The organism is Caulobacter ginsengisoli (assembly GCF_030814835.1).
Classification (GTDB): Bacteria; Pseudomonadota; Alphaproteobacteria; order Caulobacterales; family Caulobacteraceae; genus Caulobacter; species Caulobacter ginsengisoli.
This window is the reverse complement of record NZ_JAUSVS010000006.1, coordinates 72,864-86,424: the sequence shown is the minus strand read 5'-3', so window position 1 is coordinate 86,424 and position 13,561 is coordinate 72,864. Positions and strand designations below refer to the sequence as shown.

11 protein-coding genes are annotated in these 13,561 nt (G+C 68.5%); 6 read left to right on the top strand and 5 right to left on the bottom strand.

Annotated elements, in window-relative coordinates; all coding sequences use genetic code 11:
* Positions 1-69: 69 nt before the first annotated feature.
* The 3 genes from fabB to QO010_RS15330 form a co-directional block, all read right to left on the bottom strand.
* Complete coding sequence (gene fabB / locus QO010_RS15340) at positions 70-1,281, bottom strand: beta-ketoacyl-ACP synthase I (protein WP_307350506.1); 1,212 nt, start codon at positions 1,279-1,281, stop codon at positions 70-72.
* An 83-nt stretch (positions 1,282-1,364) separates the two neighbouring features.
* Entirely contained in the window at positions 1,365-1,874 is a 510-nt protein-coding gene (gene fabA, locus QO010_RS15335; RefSeq protein ID WP_307350505.1) for a 3-hydroxyacyl-[acyl-carrier-protein] dehydratase FabA, read from the bottom strand.
* Between the two features lie 138 nt (positions 1,875-2,012).
* The gene (locus tag QO010_RS15330; protein ID WP_307350504.1) at positions 2,013-2,498 is read right to left on the bottom strand and encodes an SH3 domain-containing protein; all 486 of its coding nucleotides are present in this window, start codon (positions 2,496-2,498) and stop codon (positions 2,013-2,015) included.
* A 142-nt stretch (positions 2,499-2,640) separates the two neighbouring features.
* On the opposite strand from QO010_RS15330, the gene QO010_RS15325 reads away from it, so the two are divergent.
* The 4 genes from QO010_RS15325 (at position 2,641) to QO010_RS15310 (ending at position 10,179) form a co-directional block, all read left to right on the top strand.
* Positions 2,641-3,633 (top strand): 2-hydroxyacid dehydrogenase, encoded by a 993-nt coding sequence (locus tag QO010_RS15325; RefSeq protein ID WP_307350503.1) that lies wholly within the window; start codon positions 2,641-2,643, stop codon positions 3,631-3,633.
* 277 nt (positions 3,634-3,910) lie between these two features.
* Complete coding sequence (locus QO010_RS15320; RefSeq protein WP_307350502.1) at positions 3,911-5,917, top strand: alpha/beta hydrolase family protein; 2,007 nt, start codon at positions 3,911-3,913, stop codon at positions 5,915-5,917.
* A gap of 94 nt (positions 5,918-6,011) precedes the next feature.
* Positions 6,012-8,030 (top strand): alpha/beta hydrolase family protein, encoded by a 2,019-nt coding sequence (locus QO010_RS15315; protein WP_307350501.1) that lies wholly within the window; start codon positions 6,012-6,014, stop codon positions 8,028-8,030.
* Between the two features lie 25 nt (positions 8,031-8,055).
* The gene (locus QO010_RS15310) at positions 8,056-10,179 is read left to right on the top strand and encodes an alpha/beta hydrolase family protein (protein WP_307350500.1); all 2,124 of its coding nucleotides are present in this window, start codon (positions 8,056-8,058) and stop codon (positions 10,177-10,179) included.
* Here the strand turns inward: QO010_RS15310 and QO010_RS15305 are convergent.
* Together QO010_RS15305 and QO010_RS15300 are read right to left on the bottom strand one after the other, a co-directional pair.
* Positions 10,161-11,135, bottom strand: a complete 975-nt coding sequence (locus QO010_RS15305) for an alpha/beta fold hydrolase (protein ID WP_307350499.1) — start codon at positions 11,133-11,135, stop codon at positions 10,161-10,163. The two genes, QO010_RS15310 and QO010_RS15305, sit on opposite strands and share 19 nt — an antisense overlap.
* A 237-nt stretch (positions 11,136-11,372) precedes the next feature.
* Complete coding sequence (locus QO010_RS15300) at positions 11,373-12,098, bottom strand: HesA/MoeB/ThiF family protein (protein ID WP_307350498.1); 726 nt, start codon at positions 12,096-12,098, stop codon at positions 11,373-11,375.
* Between the two features lie 41 nt (positions 12,099-12,139).
* Between QO010_RS15300 and hslV the strand changes: the two genes are divergently transcribed.
* Both hslV and QO010_RS15290 read left to right on the top strand, forming a co-directional pair.
* Positions 12,140-12,688 carry an ATP-dependent protease subunit HslV gene (hslV, locus tag QO010_RS15295; RefSeq protein ID WP_307350802.1) on the top strand — a complete coding sequence of 183 codons (549 nt, stop codon included), beginning with the start codon at positions 12,140-12,142 and terminating at the stop codon, positions 12,686-12,688.
* Between the two features lies 1 nt (position 12,689).
* Positions 12,690-13,553 (top strand): DUF4440 domain-containing protein, encoded by an 864-nt coding sequence (locus tag QO010_RS15290; RefSeq protein ID WP_307350497.1) that lies wholly within the window; start codon positions 12,690-12,692, stop codon positions 13,551-13,553.
* Positions 13,554-13,561 lie beyond the last annotated feature (8 nt).

The following is a 13,561-nucleotide window of genomic DNA, read 5'->3' as shown; positions in this document are numbered from 1 at the left end:
CTAGGGATTAGGGGCTAGAAGCGGGAAGGGCTAGCCCCTAGCCCCTATTCCCTAGCCCCTCACGGGTCGTCAGACCCGGCTGAAGATCAGCGACCCGTTCGTCCCGCCGAAGCCGAAGCTGTTGGACATCACCGTCTCGAGCTGGCGGTCGATGCGGCTGCGGGCGATGGGCAGGCCTTCGAACAGCGGGTCGAGGTTTTCGATGTTGGCGCTTTCGGCGACGAAGCCGTTGTTGAGCATCAAGAGACTGTAGATCGCCTCCTGCGCCCCGGCGGCGCCCAGGCTGTGGCCGGTCAGGGACTTGGTCGAGGAGATCAGCGGGGCCTTGTCGCCGAACACCTCGCGCACGGCCCCCATCTCCTTCTCGTCGCCGACCGGCGTGCTGGTGCCGTGCGGGTTGAGATAGTCGATGGTGCGCCCGCCGGCGTCGGCCATGGCCAGGCGCATGCAGCGCACCGCGCCCTCGCCGGAGGGGGCGACCATGTCGAAGCCGTCGCTGTTGGCCGCGAAGCCGGTGACCTCGGCGTAGATCTTGGCCCCGCGCGCCTTGGCGTGCTCCAGCTCTTCCAGCACCAGCATCCCGGCCCCGCCGGCGATGACGAAGCCGTCGCGGTCCTTGTCATAGGCGCGGCTGGCCTTGGCGGGGGTGTCGTTGAAGTTGGTCGACATGGCGCCCATGGCGTCGAACAGGTTGGAAAGCGTCCAGTCCAGCTCCTCCGTGCCGCCGGCGAAGACGATGTCCTGCTTGCCCATCTGGATCTGCTCGGCGGCCGCGCCGATGCAGTGGGCGCTGGTCGCGCAGGCCGAGGAGATCGAATAGTTGATCCCCTTGATCTTGAACCAGGTCGAGAGCACCGCCGAGGGGCCAGAGCTCATGGCCTTGGGCACCGCGAACGGACCGATCCGCTTGGGGCCCTTCTCGCGGGTGATATCGGCGGCGTTGACGATGGCTCTCGTCGAGGGCCCGCCCGAGCCGACGATCAGGCCGGTGCGGACGTTGGAAATCTCGGACTCTTCCAGGCCCGCGTCGGCGATGACCTGCTCCATGGCGATGTGGGCGTAGCCGGTGCCGGGGGCCAGGAAGCGGGCGGCGCGGCGGTCGACCATGGATTCCCAGTCGATCTGCGGGGCGGCGTGCACCTGGCAGCGGAAGCCCAGCTCGGCGTAGTCGGGGGCGGCGATGACCCCCGAACGGGCCTCGCGCAGAGAGGCCAGGACTTCGTTGGGGTTGTTGCCGATCGAGGACACGATCCCCATCCCGGTGACGACGACACGACGCATAGGCGCTCCTTGTTCCTTTTTCCGCCCCTCCGGACCTCGACCCTCCTTGAAACTTTGGGGCGGGCCCGGTTCCTGGTCAACGCTTAGGTGTAGAGCCCGACCCGCAGATCGGTCGCCTCATAGATGGGCTTTCCGTCGGCCAGGAGAACCCCATCGCCGATGCCCATGACCAGGCGGCGCAGGATCACCCGCTTCAGCTCGATGCGGTATTCCACCTTCTTGATGTCAGGCGTCACCTCGCCGGTGAACTTCACTTCGCCCACGCCCAGGGCGCGGCCCTTGCCGGGGGCGCCCGACCAGCCGAGGAAGAAGCCGACCAGCTGCCACATGGCGTCCAGGCCCAGGCAGCCCGGCATCACCGGGTCATTGATGAAGTGGCATTTGAAGAACCACAGGTCCGGATTGATATCGAGCTCGGCGGTGATGAAGCCCTTGCCGGCCGCCCCGCCATGGTCGTCGATATGGGTGATGCGGTCGAACATCAGCATCGGCGGCACGGGCAGCTGGGCGTTGCCCGGCCCGAACATGCGGCCGTTCCCGCAGTCGATCAGATCCTGGTAGTCGTAGCTGGATTTGGCTTTAGCCGCAGTCATTCCGGTCACCGTCTTCCTGTCCGTTCAACCCGGAACGGCAGGCTCTGGTTGCCGGGGTAGCAGAGCAGGAAGCGAGGGACTAGGGGTTAGGGGCTAGGGACCAGAGCCCGCTAACCCCTAACCCCTAGTCCCTAACCCCTACTTCGGCCGTGGCCGGCAGACCGGCGGGGGGCCGCCGCCCCAGACGTCTTCCTGGCGCACCCAGCCCTTCACGCCGGAGGCCTTGAGGCGGCACCAGCCCTTCTCGCAGCGGTCGAGCAGGGCGATGGCGTGGGGCTGCAGCCAGGCGACCAGCTTGGCGTCGTCGCGGGGCTCGGCGCGCAGGGTGGCGGCGGTGGGGGCGTTGCGCAGGGCGAAGCGGCGGCCATCGACCAGCCGCTTGTTGACCCAGGCGACCGATCCGTCGGCGGCCTGCACTTTTCGCCAGTCGCTGGTCTCGGCGATCACCTTCACCGGCAGGCCCTTGCCGTGCCAGACCCACTGGATGTCGTAGTCCTCGCCCGGACCCTTGCGGGCGTTGACCTCGGCGAACTTCAGCGACACGAAGCGCGGCACCGGCAGGGTCGAGGGGGTGGCGCAGTTCTGGTCGCCCGCCCCGCGGCAGGCTCCCGCGAGCAGTCCCAAGCCGCAAATCGCCAAAAGCGACAGCATCTTGCCTTGCGGACCCCGGTTCGCTTGGACACGGGCCGCCGCTTTGCTAGAGGTGCCCAGACACCTCCGTCCTCGACGCCCGCCCGGGCGGCGCCCGTTTCCGTCAGAATCGCTCATGGCCGCCCAGAAGCCCAAAGTCGTCGTTACCCGCAAGCTGCCCGATCCGGTTGAAACCCGGATGCTGGAACTGTTCGGTAAAGAAACCGAACTGAATTTCGACGACACCCCGTTTACCGCGGACCGGCTGCTCGACGCCATGAACCGTTGCGACGTGCTGGTGCCGACCATCACCGACCGGCTGGACAAGGCCCTGCTGGCCCGGGCCGGCGAGCGGCTGAAGCTGATCGCCAATTTCGGGGCCGGAGTCGACAACATCGATGTCGCCACCGCCAACGCCCGCGGGCTGATCGTCACCAACACCCCGGGCGTGCTGACCGAGGACACCGCCGACCTGACCATGGGCCTGATCATGGCCGCCTCGCGCCGGCTGGTGGAGGGCGCCAATGTCGTGCAGGCCGGTGGTTTCAGCGGCTGGTCGCCGACCTGGATGATGGGCCGGCGGATCTGGGGCAAGCGGCTGGGCATCATCGGCATGGGCCGCATCGGCCAGGCCCTGGCCCGCCGCGCGGCGGCCTTCGGCCTGTCGATCCACTATCACAACCGCAAGCCCGTCAGCCCCCGCATCGCCGAGGAGCTGGGCGCCACCTACTGGGAGAGCCTGGACCAGATGCTGGCCCGGATGGACGTCATCTCGGTCAACTGCCCGCACACCCCGGCCACCTATCACCTGCTCTCGGCCCGGCGGCTGAAGCTGCTGCAGCCGCATGCCATCGTGGTCAACACCGCCCGGGGCGAGGTGATCGACGAGGGAGCCCTGGCCAACATGCTGGCCCGGGGCGAGATCGCCGGGGCCGGGCTGGACGTCTACGAGCACGAGCCGGCCATCAATCCCAAGCTGCTGAAACTGCCCAATGTCGTCCTGCTGCCCCATATGGGCTCGGCGACCATCGAGGGCCGCATCGACATGGGCGAGAAGGTCATCGTCAACATCAAGACCTTCATGGACGGGCACAGGCCGCCGGATAGGGTTATCCCGGCGATGCTGTAGCTAGGGGTTCCTCGCCCCTTGGGCGAGGTGGCGGCGAAGCCGACGGAGTGGGCTCTTGGGAGCACACGGGTTTTCAGGATTGAGCACTGTCGGAGTGGGCGTGCTTTCGCCTACGTGCCGGCTGACAGAGCCCACTCCACCACTTCGTGGTCCCCCTCGCCCAACGGGCGAGGAATGACGGAACGCCGTTCGCGCCTGTCCGCTTGACGCGGCGCCAGCCGCTTGGGCAACCTGTCCCGCAGTAGGGGGACGGGTTTTGATCAATCGCAGACGCTTGATGGCGACGGCTCTGGCCGCGCCGCTGGCCAGCCAGGCCTTGGCTGGCGAGGCCTGGGCCGCGGACGCGCCCGGCGCGGCGGCCGTCATCCCGCCCACGCTCGATGAGCTGCTGAAGAAGCCGGTGATGCTGGACGCGGCCCTGTCGCCGGACGGCGAGCGGGTGGCCATGCTGCGCGAGGTGCGGGAGGGCGACAAGCGGCTGGCCTATCTGCGGATGGCCAAGGTCGGCGACTACGACAACACCACCCAGGTGCTGCTGGGCGACTTCGAGGTCGAGCAGGTGGAATGGGCCAGCAACGACCGGCTGCTGATCTGGCTGCGGTTCGACAAAGGCCAGGACGGCAAGCCGACCGGCATCCCGTACGACGGCGACTTCATCCCCATCCCGGTGCGGCGGGTGATGGCCGTCAGCCCCGACGGCAAGAACCCGGTGGCGCTGTTCGGCAATCAGAAGCGGGTCCTGCGCCGGGACTTCAACCTGGCCCAGGTGGTCGACGTGACCCCGGACGACCCCGACCACGTCATCATGCAGATCTGGAACTACGACTACGACTGCTGGGCGCTCTACCAGGTCAATATCCATACCGGCGAGGCGGTCGTATCCGAGCGCGGGTCCCCGACGACCGACGGCTGGTTCCTGCAGAACGGCAGGCCGGTCCTGCGCTATGATTCCAACGACAGCGGCACGTCGGTGACCGTCTCGGCCCGGGCCCCGGGCGAGAGCGACTGGAAGGTCTATCGCAAGTTCCGCCGCGACGAGCTGAAGAAGCTGGAGAACTTCGACGTCATGGCCGCCACGCCGGAACCGGGCGTGCTGCTGGTCGCCAGCCTGGCCACGATGGACGATGCGGTGACGGTCCGCCGCTTCGACCTGCGAAACCTGACCATGGGCGAGGTCGTGGCCCATCAGCCGGGCCGCGACATCTCGGGGGTGTTCTGCGACGAGCGGTCGGGGCTGGTGGCCAGCCGCTATCTCGAGGACCGCCAGGCCTACCTGTTCACCGACCCCAAACTGGCGGCGCATTTCAAGGGCATGAACGCCTTCTTCGGCAACGAGTGCAATGTGCGCCTCTACGACGTCGACCAGACGCACAACCGCTTCATCACCTTTGTCAGCGGTCCCCGCCAGGCCGGCGGGTTCCATCTCTATGACCGCACGGCCAGACAGTACGCCCCGCTGGGCGACACCCGGCCCTGGCTGGACGGCCGCCTGGCCTCGATGGAGATCCTCAAGGTCAAGGCGCGCGACGGCCTGGACCTGACCGCCTATCTGACCGTGCCCGTCACCCCGGCAGCTGGACCCCGGCCGATGGTGGTCATGCCGCATGGCGGGCCGCAGGCGCGCGACGGCTACGACTACGACCTCTGGGCCCAGGCCCTGGCGGCCCAGGGCTGGCTGGTGCTGCAGCCCAACTTCCGCGGCTCGGGCGGCTACGGCAAGGCCTTCGCCGCGGCCGGCCACCGCCGCTGGGGCGACGCCATGCAGTGGGACGTCGAGGACTGTGTCGAGGCCGTGGTGAAATCCGGCCGGGCCGATCCGGGCCGACTGGCCATCCTGGGGGCCAGCTACGGCGGCTACGCGGCCCTGATGGGGGTGGTGCTCAAGCCCGACCTCTACCGCTGCGCGGTGTCGCGGGCCGGGGACAGCGACCTGAACCAGCTGCTGACCTACGCCCGGCGCGATGAGGGCGCCGACTCGCTGACCTACAAATGGTGGGTCAGGCTGGTCGGCGACCCCAAGACCGACGCGGCCATGCTCAAGGCCGGTTCGCCCCGCCAGCGGGTGGGCGAGATCAAGGCGCCGCTGCTGCTGTACCATGGCAGCGACGACCACATCGTCACGCCGGAGGCCTCGCGGGATATGGCCAAGGCGATGAAGAAGGCCGGCAAGCCGTGCGAGTATGTCGAGGTCAAGGGCGAGGGCCACAACGGCTGGGCGGAGGCCGAGGAGCGCCGGTTCCTCGAACGGGCGATCGGCTTCATCGCCCGGAATTTCCAGGCCTGAGGACCTCGCCGGGATCGATCGCGGCGACCCGTCACGCTTGACGTGGACGTAAGGGCCGGGCCAAAGCTGCGGCAGTATTTTGGGGGGCTTTATCATGATCCAACGCAGAACCCTGCTGGCCGGCGCCTTCGCCGCGCCCGCCCTGACCGCCGCCATGGCGGCCTGGACCCGGGCCGTGGCCGCCGACGCCGTTACGCCGCCCACCGTCGCCGAGCTGATGAAGAAGCCCGAGGTGCTGGGCGCCAGCCTGTCGCCGGACGGCCAGCGGATCGCCATCCTGCGCGAGCAGCGCCAGGGTGAAAAACGGGTCGCCTTCGTGCTGATCGTCAAGGCCGACGACCTGGCGGCCGCCCCCAGGACCGTGGTGCTGGGCGACTACGACCCCATGCAGGTGGTCTGGGCCAACAATGACCGGCTGCTGGTCACCCTGGCCATGGATCACGACGCCAACGGCCTGAAGATCAAGGGCGTGTACGACGGGTCGATCGAGAACATCACCATCTACCGGGCCATGGCCATCGGCGCCGACGGCTCCAATCCGGTGATCATGGTCGGCAACCGCACCAACGCCATCACCGACAGCCTCGATCTGAGCCGGATCGTCGACATGCTGGCCGACGACCCGGACAACGTGATCATGCAGATCTGGGACCCGGGTCCCAGCCAGTGGACGCTGCAGAAGGTCAACGTCAATACCGGCGTCGCGGTCCGCTACGAGGCCGGCTCCAAGTCCACCTACGCCTGGGATTTCCAGAACGGCGTGCCGGTCGTGCGCTACGACAGCGCCACCACCCGCCGCACGGCCGTCAACATATTCGTGCGGCCGCAGGGCGCGGCGGACTGGACCTTTTATCGCAAGGTCCGCAGCGACTTCGGTGAGCTTCCCGCCGAGTTCGAGATCATCGCCGCCTCGCCCGAGCGGGACGTGCTCTGGGCGATGGAGCTGCCCGAGGGCGAGGACGCGCAGGTCATCCGCAAGTTCGACCTGAGGACCCGGACGCTGGGCGAGGTAGTGGCCCGCCAGCCCGGCCGCGGCGTCGACGGCATGCTGGTGGACAACAACCAACTGTTGGTGGGGGTCCGGTACACCGAGGACCGGACCAGCTACCAGTTCGCCGACAAGAGCTTCCAGGGCCACTTCAAGGGCATGAACGCCTTCTTCGAGAACAAGGCCAACGTCTTCCTGTTCGACGTCGACGACGCCCACAACCGCTTCCTGGCCCATGTCAGCGGGCCGCAGCAGGCGCCGGCCTACTACCTTTATGACCGCAAGGCCGTGCGGTTCGACGTGCTGGGGGATTCGCGGCCCTGGCTGGGCGGCCGCCTGGCGCCCATGGAGACCTTGAAGATCAAGGCCCGCGACGGGCTGGACCTCACCGCCTACCTGACCACGCCCATCACCCCCGCCACCGGACCCCTGCCGATGGTGGTCGTGCCGCATGGCGGGCCGCAGGTTCGCGACCAGAGCGGCTACGATCACCTGGTCCAGGCCCTGGCCGCCCAGGGCTGGCTGGTGCTGCAGCCCAACTATCGCGGCTCGACCGGCTATGGCCGCGCCTTTGCCGAGGCGGGCCACCATCACTGGGGCGACGCCATGCAGTGGGATGTCGAGGATTGCGTGGACAGCCTGGTCAAGGCCGGCCGGGCCGATCCGAAACGCCTGGCCATACTGGGCGGCAGCTACGGCGGCTATGCGGCGCTGATGGGGGGCATCCTCAAGCCGGACCTCTATCGCTGCGTGGTCTCGCGGGCCGGACCCTCGGACCTGCCCAAGACCCTCGCCGACGTCCGCGGCCAGGGCGACGCCGAGATCTACCGCTGGTGGACCGATCTGATCGGCGATCCGGCCAGGGACGCGGCCATGCTGCGCGCCGCCTCGCCGGCCTTGCGCGCCGCGGAGATGAAGGCGCCGGTGCTGCTGTTCCACGGGACCAAGGACCCGGTGGTCGACGTCTTCGCCTCGCGGGACATGAACGCGGCCCTGAAACAGGCCGGCAAGGCGGTGACCTATGTCGAGGTCAAGGGCGAGGGCCACGGCGGCTGGAAGGACGAGCACGAGACGACCTGGCTGGAGCAGTCGGTCGCCTTCATCGCCAAGAGTTTCAAGAGCTAGACACGCGAACCGCCCGGGGGGGACCATGATCGACCGCAGACGACTGATCGCCACGGCCTTGGCGGCGCCAGGCCTGGCCGGGTCGGCCTGGGCCGCCGACGGGCCGCCCGCCGCCATCAAGCCGCCCAGCCTGGAGGAGCTGTTCCGCTACCCCGTGCTGGTCGATGCGGCCCTGTCTCCGGACGGCGAGCGGGTGGCGGTGCTGCGCGAGGAGCGCGGCCTGGCCCCGCCGGGCAGCGTCACGCCGGAAAAGGAGCGGGAGTATAAGCGGTGGAAGCCGATGGCGGGGTCGACGGCCAAGCCGTTTGATCCGCAGGAAGGCCACCTGGCCTATATCAGGCTGTCGAAGGTCACCGAACTGGACGGCAAGCCGGTCACGGTCCTGCTGGGCGACCGCGCGGTGCGGCAGGTGGAATGGGCCAACAACGAGCGGCTGCTGGTCTGGGTCACCATCGAGGCCAACGCCGACGTCACCCTAGGCCAGGGCGGGCAGGGCGATGACGGGCCGGCCCGCCCTCGCTCGCAGGTTAAAACCCGGGCCAGGCGGGTCCTGTCCATCGGCGCCGACGGCAAGGACCAGATGATCCTGGCCGCCGATCCGAAATACGGTTTCGCCAACAACTGGACCATGGACAATGTGGTCGATCTGCTGCCGAGCGATCCGGACCACGTCATCATGCAGATCGGGCGGAACAACCGCTGGAATCTGTACAGGGTGAATGTCTACACCGGCGAGCCGGTGCTGATCGAGCAGGGCTTTCCCAATACCGACGCCTGGTTCCTGCAGGACGGCGTCCCGGTCTTGCGCCTCGATTCCAACGGCGACAATTCCGTCGTCACCGTCCATGCCCGGGCGCCCGGCGCGGCCGACTGGACGCTCTATCACCGCTTCCGCCGCAACGAACAGGACAAGCTCGCCGACTTCAACGTCGTCGGCGCGACGACCGAGCCCGGCATCCTGCTGGTGGCCAGCCAGCAGCCCGGCGACGATACCGTGGTGGTCCGGCGCTTCGACGTGGCGAGCCTGGCCCTGGGCGATACGGTCGCCCACCACCCTGGCCGCGACATCGAGGAAATCTTCCAGGACGAGGCCGGCGTCATCGTCGGCGCCCGCTACATCGAGGACCGCGACGCCTACGACTTCGTCGACCCCAAGCTGGCGCCCCACTTCCGGGCGCTGAACAGGTTCTACGACGACCAGTGCAACATGCGCCTCCATGATGTCAGCCGCGACCACAGCCGGTTCATCGTCAGGGTCTCGGGCCCACAGGCGCCGAAAGGCTTCTGCCTGTACGACCGCGCCGCCCTGCACGTCGAGGATTTGGGAGAGGCCCGGCCCTGGCTGAACGGCCGTCTGGCCGGGATGGAGGTTTTGCGGATACCGGCCCGTGACGGTCTGCCCCTCACCGCCTATCTGACCGTGCCGGTCAATCCGCCGAAAGGCCCCGCGCCGCTGGTGGTCATGCCGCATGGCGGGCCCGAAGCGCGCGACAGCTACAGCTTCGACCGTTGGGCCCAATACCTGACGACGCAGGGCTGGCTGGTGCTGCAGCCCAACTTCCGGGGCTCCGGGGGCCTGGGCCGCGCTTTCGCCGAGGCGGGGCATCATCGCTGGGGCGACGCCATGCAGTGGGATATCCAGGACTGCGTCGACGCCCTGATCAAGTCCGGCCGGGCGGACCCGGCCCGGCTGGCGATCGCCGGCGGCAGTTACGGCGGCTACGCGGCGATGATGGGCGCCATCCTGCAGCCAGACCGCTACCGGTGCGTGATCTCGCGGGCCGGACCCTCGGACCTGCCCGATTTTCTCTCCTACATGCGCGGCCTCGATGGGTCGGACTCGCCGCTCTATGCCTGGTGGACCAAGCTGATCGGCGATCCGGCCAAGGATGGCGCCATGCTGGCGGCGGCCTCGCCGGTCCGCCGCATCGCCGAACTCAAGGCCCCGCTGCTGCTGTTCCACGGCGACCGGGATCCCATCGTCCCCGTGGCCGCCTCGCGCGACATGGCCAAGGCGATGAAGAAGGCCGGCAAGTTCTGCGCCTATTTCGAAGTCGAGTACGAGGGCCATAGCGACTGGGGCTATGACGACGAATTCGCCTTTATGGAAAAGTCCGCCGCCTTTATCGCTCAATCCTTCGGCGGATAGACCTTCAGCTTGATCCAACTGTCGAGGTTGGCGGCGGACCTGTCGGGGATCTGTTCCATCGGCACGTGGCCGACCTGGCCGTAGGCGTCCAGGGTCGCGCCCGGGATGGCTTTGGCGAAGGCCTCGCCGTCGGCGAAGGGGACCAGTTTGTCCTGGCGGCCATGCATGACCAGGGTCGGAATCTTGATGACCGCCAGCTTCTGCGGGGTCGCCGGGTCGCGGAAGGTGGCCTGCAGGCCGAACAGGATGTCGCGGTGGCCGGGGGCTCTGGCCAGGTCCACATAGCGGTCGACCAGGGCGTCGGTGACCAGGGTCTTGTCGAGATAGGCGTCCTCAAGCCCCGCCTTGGTCAGGCCGCGGGCATCGAGATTGTGCAGCAGGGCCCGGCCGATGGGGTTGGCCATGACCTTGAAGATCACCGGGCCGTCGCGGCCCTCCTGCGGATGGGCCCAGCCGCCGGCGTCGACCAGCACCAGCCCGTCCAGCCGCTCAGGGTGAACCAGGGCGTAGTTCCAGGCCACCGCCCCGCCCATGGAGTTGCCGGCCAGCACGAACTTCTGCAGCTTCAGATGGTCGACCACGCCCTGCACCACGTCGAGGAAGGTGGTCGGGCCGACCTGGAAGCCCGGCGGGGCCTGCGTGAGGCCATGGCCCGGCAGGTCCAGGCTGACGATGCGATAGGTCCCGCCCAGCCGCTTCACCCAGGGCTCCCAGGTGTCGACATTGGCCGAGAAGCCATGGACCAGCACCAGCACCGGGCCCTTGGGATTGCCCTGGTCGCGGTAGTGGACATGCAGGCCGCCCGGCAGGTCGACATAGCGGGAGGCGGCGTTCTGGTATTTGGCCTGCAGGGTCTTCCAGGGCAGGTCGGGGCGCTGCAGTGTGACCCAGAGGATGGCGAGCATGGCGACGACCAGCAGGGCCAGCCCGCCGAGGATGCGAAGCAGGGTCTTCATGTGCGTGCCCTCCCCAGGGATTGTTTGCGATATTTAACGCACGCGGCAACTATCTCGTCAATGGCGGCAAGGGTCCTGTACCTAAAAGCCGCTCATCCCCGCGAAAGCGGGGACCCAGGCTTTTTTGCTGTTGAGGGCGAATCTGACAGGTCTGGGCGATTGCTAGTCCGCTACGAAAAACACCTGGGTCCCCGCTTTCGCGGGGATGAGCGGGTGTGTGTTGGGCGCGCGTGGACGTTACCCGCCGCACGCCGGGCAGGCGGGATCGGCCCCGACCCTGAGCGTCCGACTCTCACCGCTCAGCCCCTCATAGACCAGCAGCCGGCCGGTCAGCGGCGTCCCGGCCCCGGCGATCAGCTTGATGGCCTCCAGGGCCATCATCGAGCCGACCACCCCGGCCAGCGCCCCCACCACCCCGACGGCGACGCAGGTCTCGGCGTCGGGGGGGATGTCGGGGACCAGGCAGCGGTAGCAGGGTCTGCCGGCGAACACCCCGACCTGGCCGGTCCAGCGGCCGATGGCCCCGCTGACCAGGGGAACGCCGTGCTCGAGGCAGGCGGCGTTGACGGCAAAGCGGGTCTCGAAATTGTCGGTGCCGTCCAGGACCAGGTCGAAGCCGGCGACCAGGTCCGGATGGAAGGCGGTGGCGTGGGCGACCACCTCGACCTCGGGGTTGAGGGCGGTCAGGTGTTCGGCGGCGGCTTCGGTCTTGGGCCGGCCGACGTCGTTGGTGGCGTAGATCACCTGCCGCTGCAGATTGGAGAGGGCGACGGTGTCGGGGTCGACCAGGTCGAGGCGGCCGACTCCGGCGGCGGCCAGGTAGAGGGCGGCGGGGGCGCCCAGGCCGCCGGCCCCGACGATCAGCACCCGGGCGGCCTTCAGCTTCTGCTGGCCCGGGCCGCCGACCTCGCGCAGCACCAGGTGGCGGGCATAGCGTTCGACCTCGCTATCGGAAAACTTCATGCGTCTTGACCCGATCCGTCCGCCCCGCCACCTATCGAGAGATGCAGAACGCCACATCCTTCCCCGATTGGCACGGGACCACCATCCTGGCCGTGCGCAAGGACGGCCAGACCGTCGTCGCCGGCGACGGCCAGGTCTCCATGGGCCAGACCATCGTCAAGGGCAACGCCCGCAAGGTCCGCACCCTGGCCGGCGGCAAGGTCATCGCCGGGTTCGCCGGGGCCACGGCCGACGCCTTCACCCTGATCGAGCGGCTGGAAGCCAAGCTGGAACAGTATCCCGACCAGCTGGCCCGGGCCTGCGTGGACCTGGCCAAGGACTGGCGCACCGACCGCTATCTGCGCCGGCTGGAGGCCATGCTGATCGTCGCCGACAAGGACGCCATCTACACCGTCACCGGGGTCGGCGACGTTCTGGAGCCGGAAAGCGGGGTGGCGGCCATCGGCTCGGGCGGCGCCTACGCCCTGGCCGCGGCCCGCGCCTTACTGGACGGTAACTTGACCGCCGAGGCCATCGCCCGAAAGGCTATGGGGATAGCCGCGGACATCTGCGTCTACACCAATAGCTCCCTGACGCTGGAGACCCTCTGACATGCGCGCCCTGATCCTGGCCGCCGTCTGCCTGCTGGCCGCTCCGGCGGTCGCGGACATCGCCCCCCTGACCCCCAAGGCCGTGGTCGAGGCCGAGCGGGCCTTCGCCGCCGATGGGGCGGCGTTCGGGATCAAGAAGAGCTTTTTGACCTGGATGGCCGACGACGCCATCGTCCTCAATCCCGACCCGACCAGCGCCAAGGCCCTCTATGGATCGCGGCCCGACGGCAAGGGGCCGCTGCTGGAATGGTGGCCGGTCTATGCCGGGATCGCCCGCTCCGGCGACCTGGGCTTCACCACCGGGCCCTACACGGTCAACGGCAAGCCCGGCGCCTTCTATTTCACGGTCTGGAAGAAGCAGCCCGACGGCGGCTGGAAATGGATCTTCGATGGTGGGGCGGGGGCCGACCCGACCGGGGCGCCGGCCAGGGATTCCGAGCCCGGCTACCTGACTGCCTCCAACCAGAAGGGCCAGTATCCGGAAAGCGCTTCCGCCGACCTGGCCAAGGTCGAAAAGGCCCTGGCCGCCCAGGCCGGCGAGGATTCCGTCGCCGCCTACCGCGCCGTGCTGGCCTGCGACGCCCGGGTCTATACCGAGGACAAGCTGCCCGGCATCGGCTGCAGCCAGTTCGGCCCGGCCCTCGAGGCGCGGCCCCGCAAGCTGCTGATGTCGTCGCTGGGCGTGACGATGTCGGCCTATGGCGACCTGGCCTTCACCTATGGCGCGGTCGCCTGGGGCGAGGGGGCCGGGTTCCGCCGCGGCCACTACGCCCGCATCTGGCAGCGCCGGGCCGAGGGCTGGAAGCTGGTCTTCGACGAGCTGGTCTCCATTCCGCCACCCCCACCGCCGCCCAAGGTCGGCTGAGTTCCGTT

Bases quoted from the DNA above. Each gene is read 5' to 3' on its own strand.
- fabB (WP_307350506.1), bottom strand. From the start codon at position 1,281: ATGCGTCGTGTCGTCGTCACCGGGATGGGGATCGTGTCCTCGATCGGC.
- fabA (WP_307350505.1), bottom strand. From the start codon at position 1,874: ATGACTGCGGCTAAAGCCAAATCCAGCTACGACTACCAGGATCTGATC.
- QO010_RS15325 (WP_307350503.1), top strand. From the start codon at position 2,641: ATGGCCGCCCAGAAGCCCAAAGTCGTCGTTACCCGCAAGCTGCCCGAT.
- QO010_RS15320 (WP_307350502.1), top strand. From the start codon at position 3,911: ATGGCGACGGCTCTGGCCGCGCCGCTGGCCAGCCAGGCCTTGGCTGGC.
- QO010_RS15315 (WP_307350501.1), top strand. From the start codon at position 6,012: ATGATCCAACGCAGAACCCTGCTGGCCGGCGCCTTCGCCGCGCCCGCC.
- QO010_RS15310 (WP_307350500.1), top strand. From the start codon at position 8,056: ATGATCGACCGCAGACGACTGATCGCCACGGCCTTGGCGGCGCCAGGC.
- QO010_RS15305 (WP_307350499.1), bottom strand. From the start codon at position 11,135: ATGAAGACCCTGCTTCGCATCCTCGGCGGGCTGGCCCTGCTGGTCGTC.
- QO010_RS15300 (WP_307350498.1), bottom strand. From the start codon at position 12,098: ATGAAGTTTTCCGATAGCGAGGTCGAACGCTATGCCCGCCACCTGGTG.
- hslV (WP_307350802.1), top strand. From the start codon at position 12,140: ATGCAGAACGCCACATCCTTCCCCGATTGGCACGGGACCACCATCCTG.
- QO010_RS15290 (WP_307350497.1), top strand. From the start codon at position 12,690: ATGCGCGCCCTGATCCTGGCCGCCGTCTGCCTGCTGGCCGCTCCGGCG.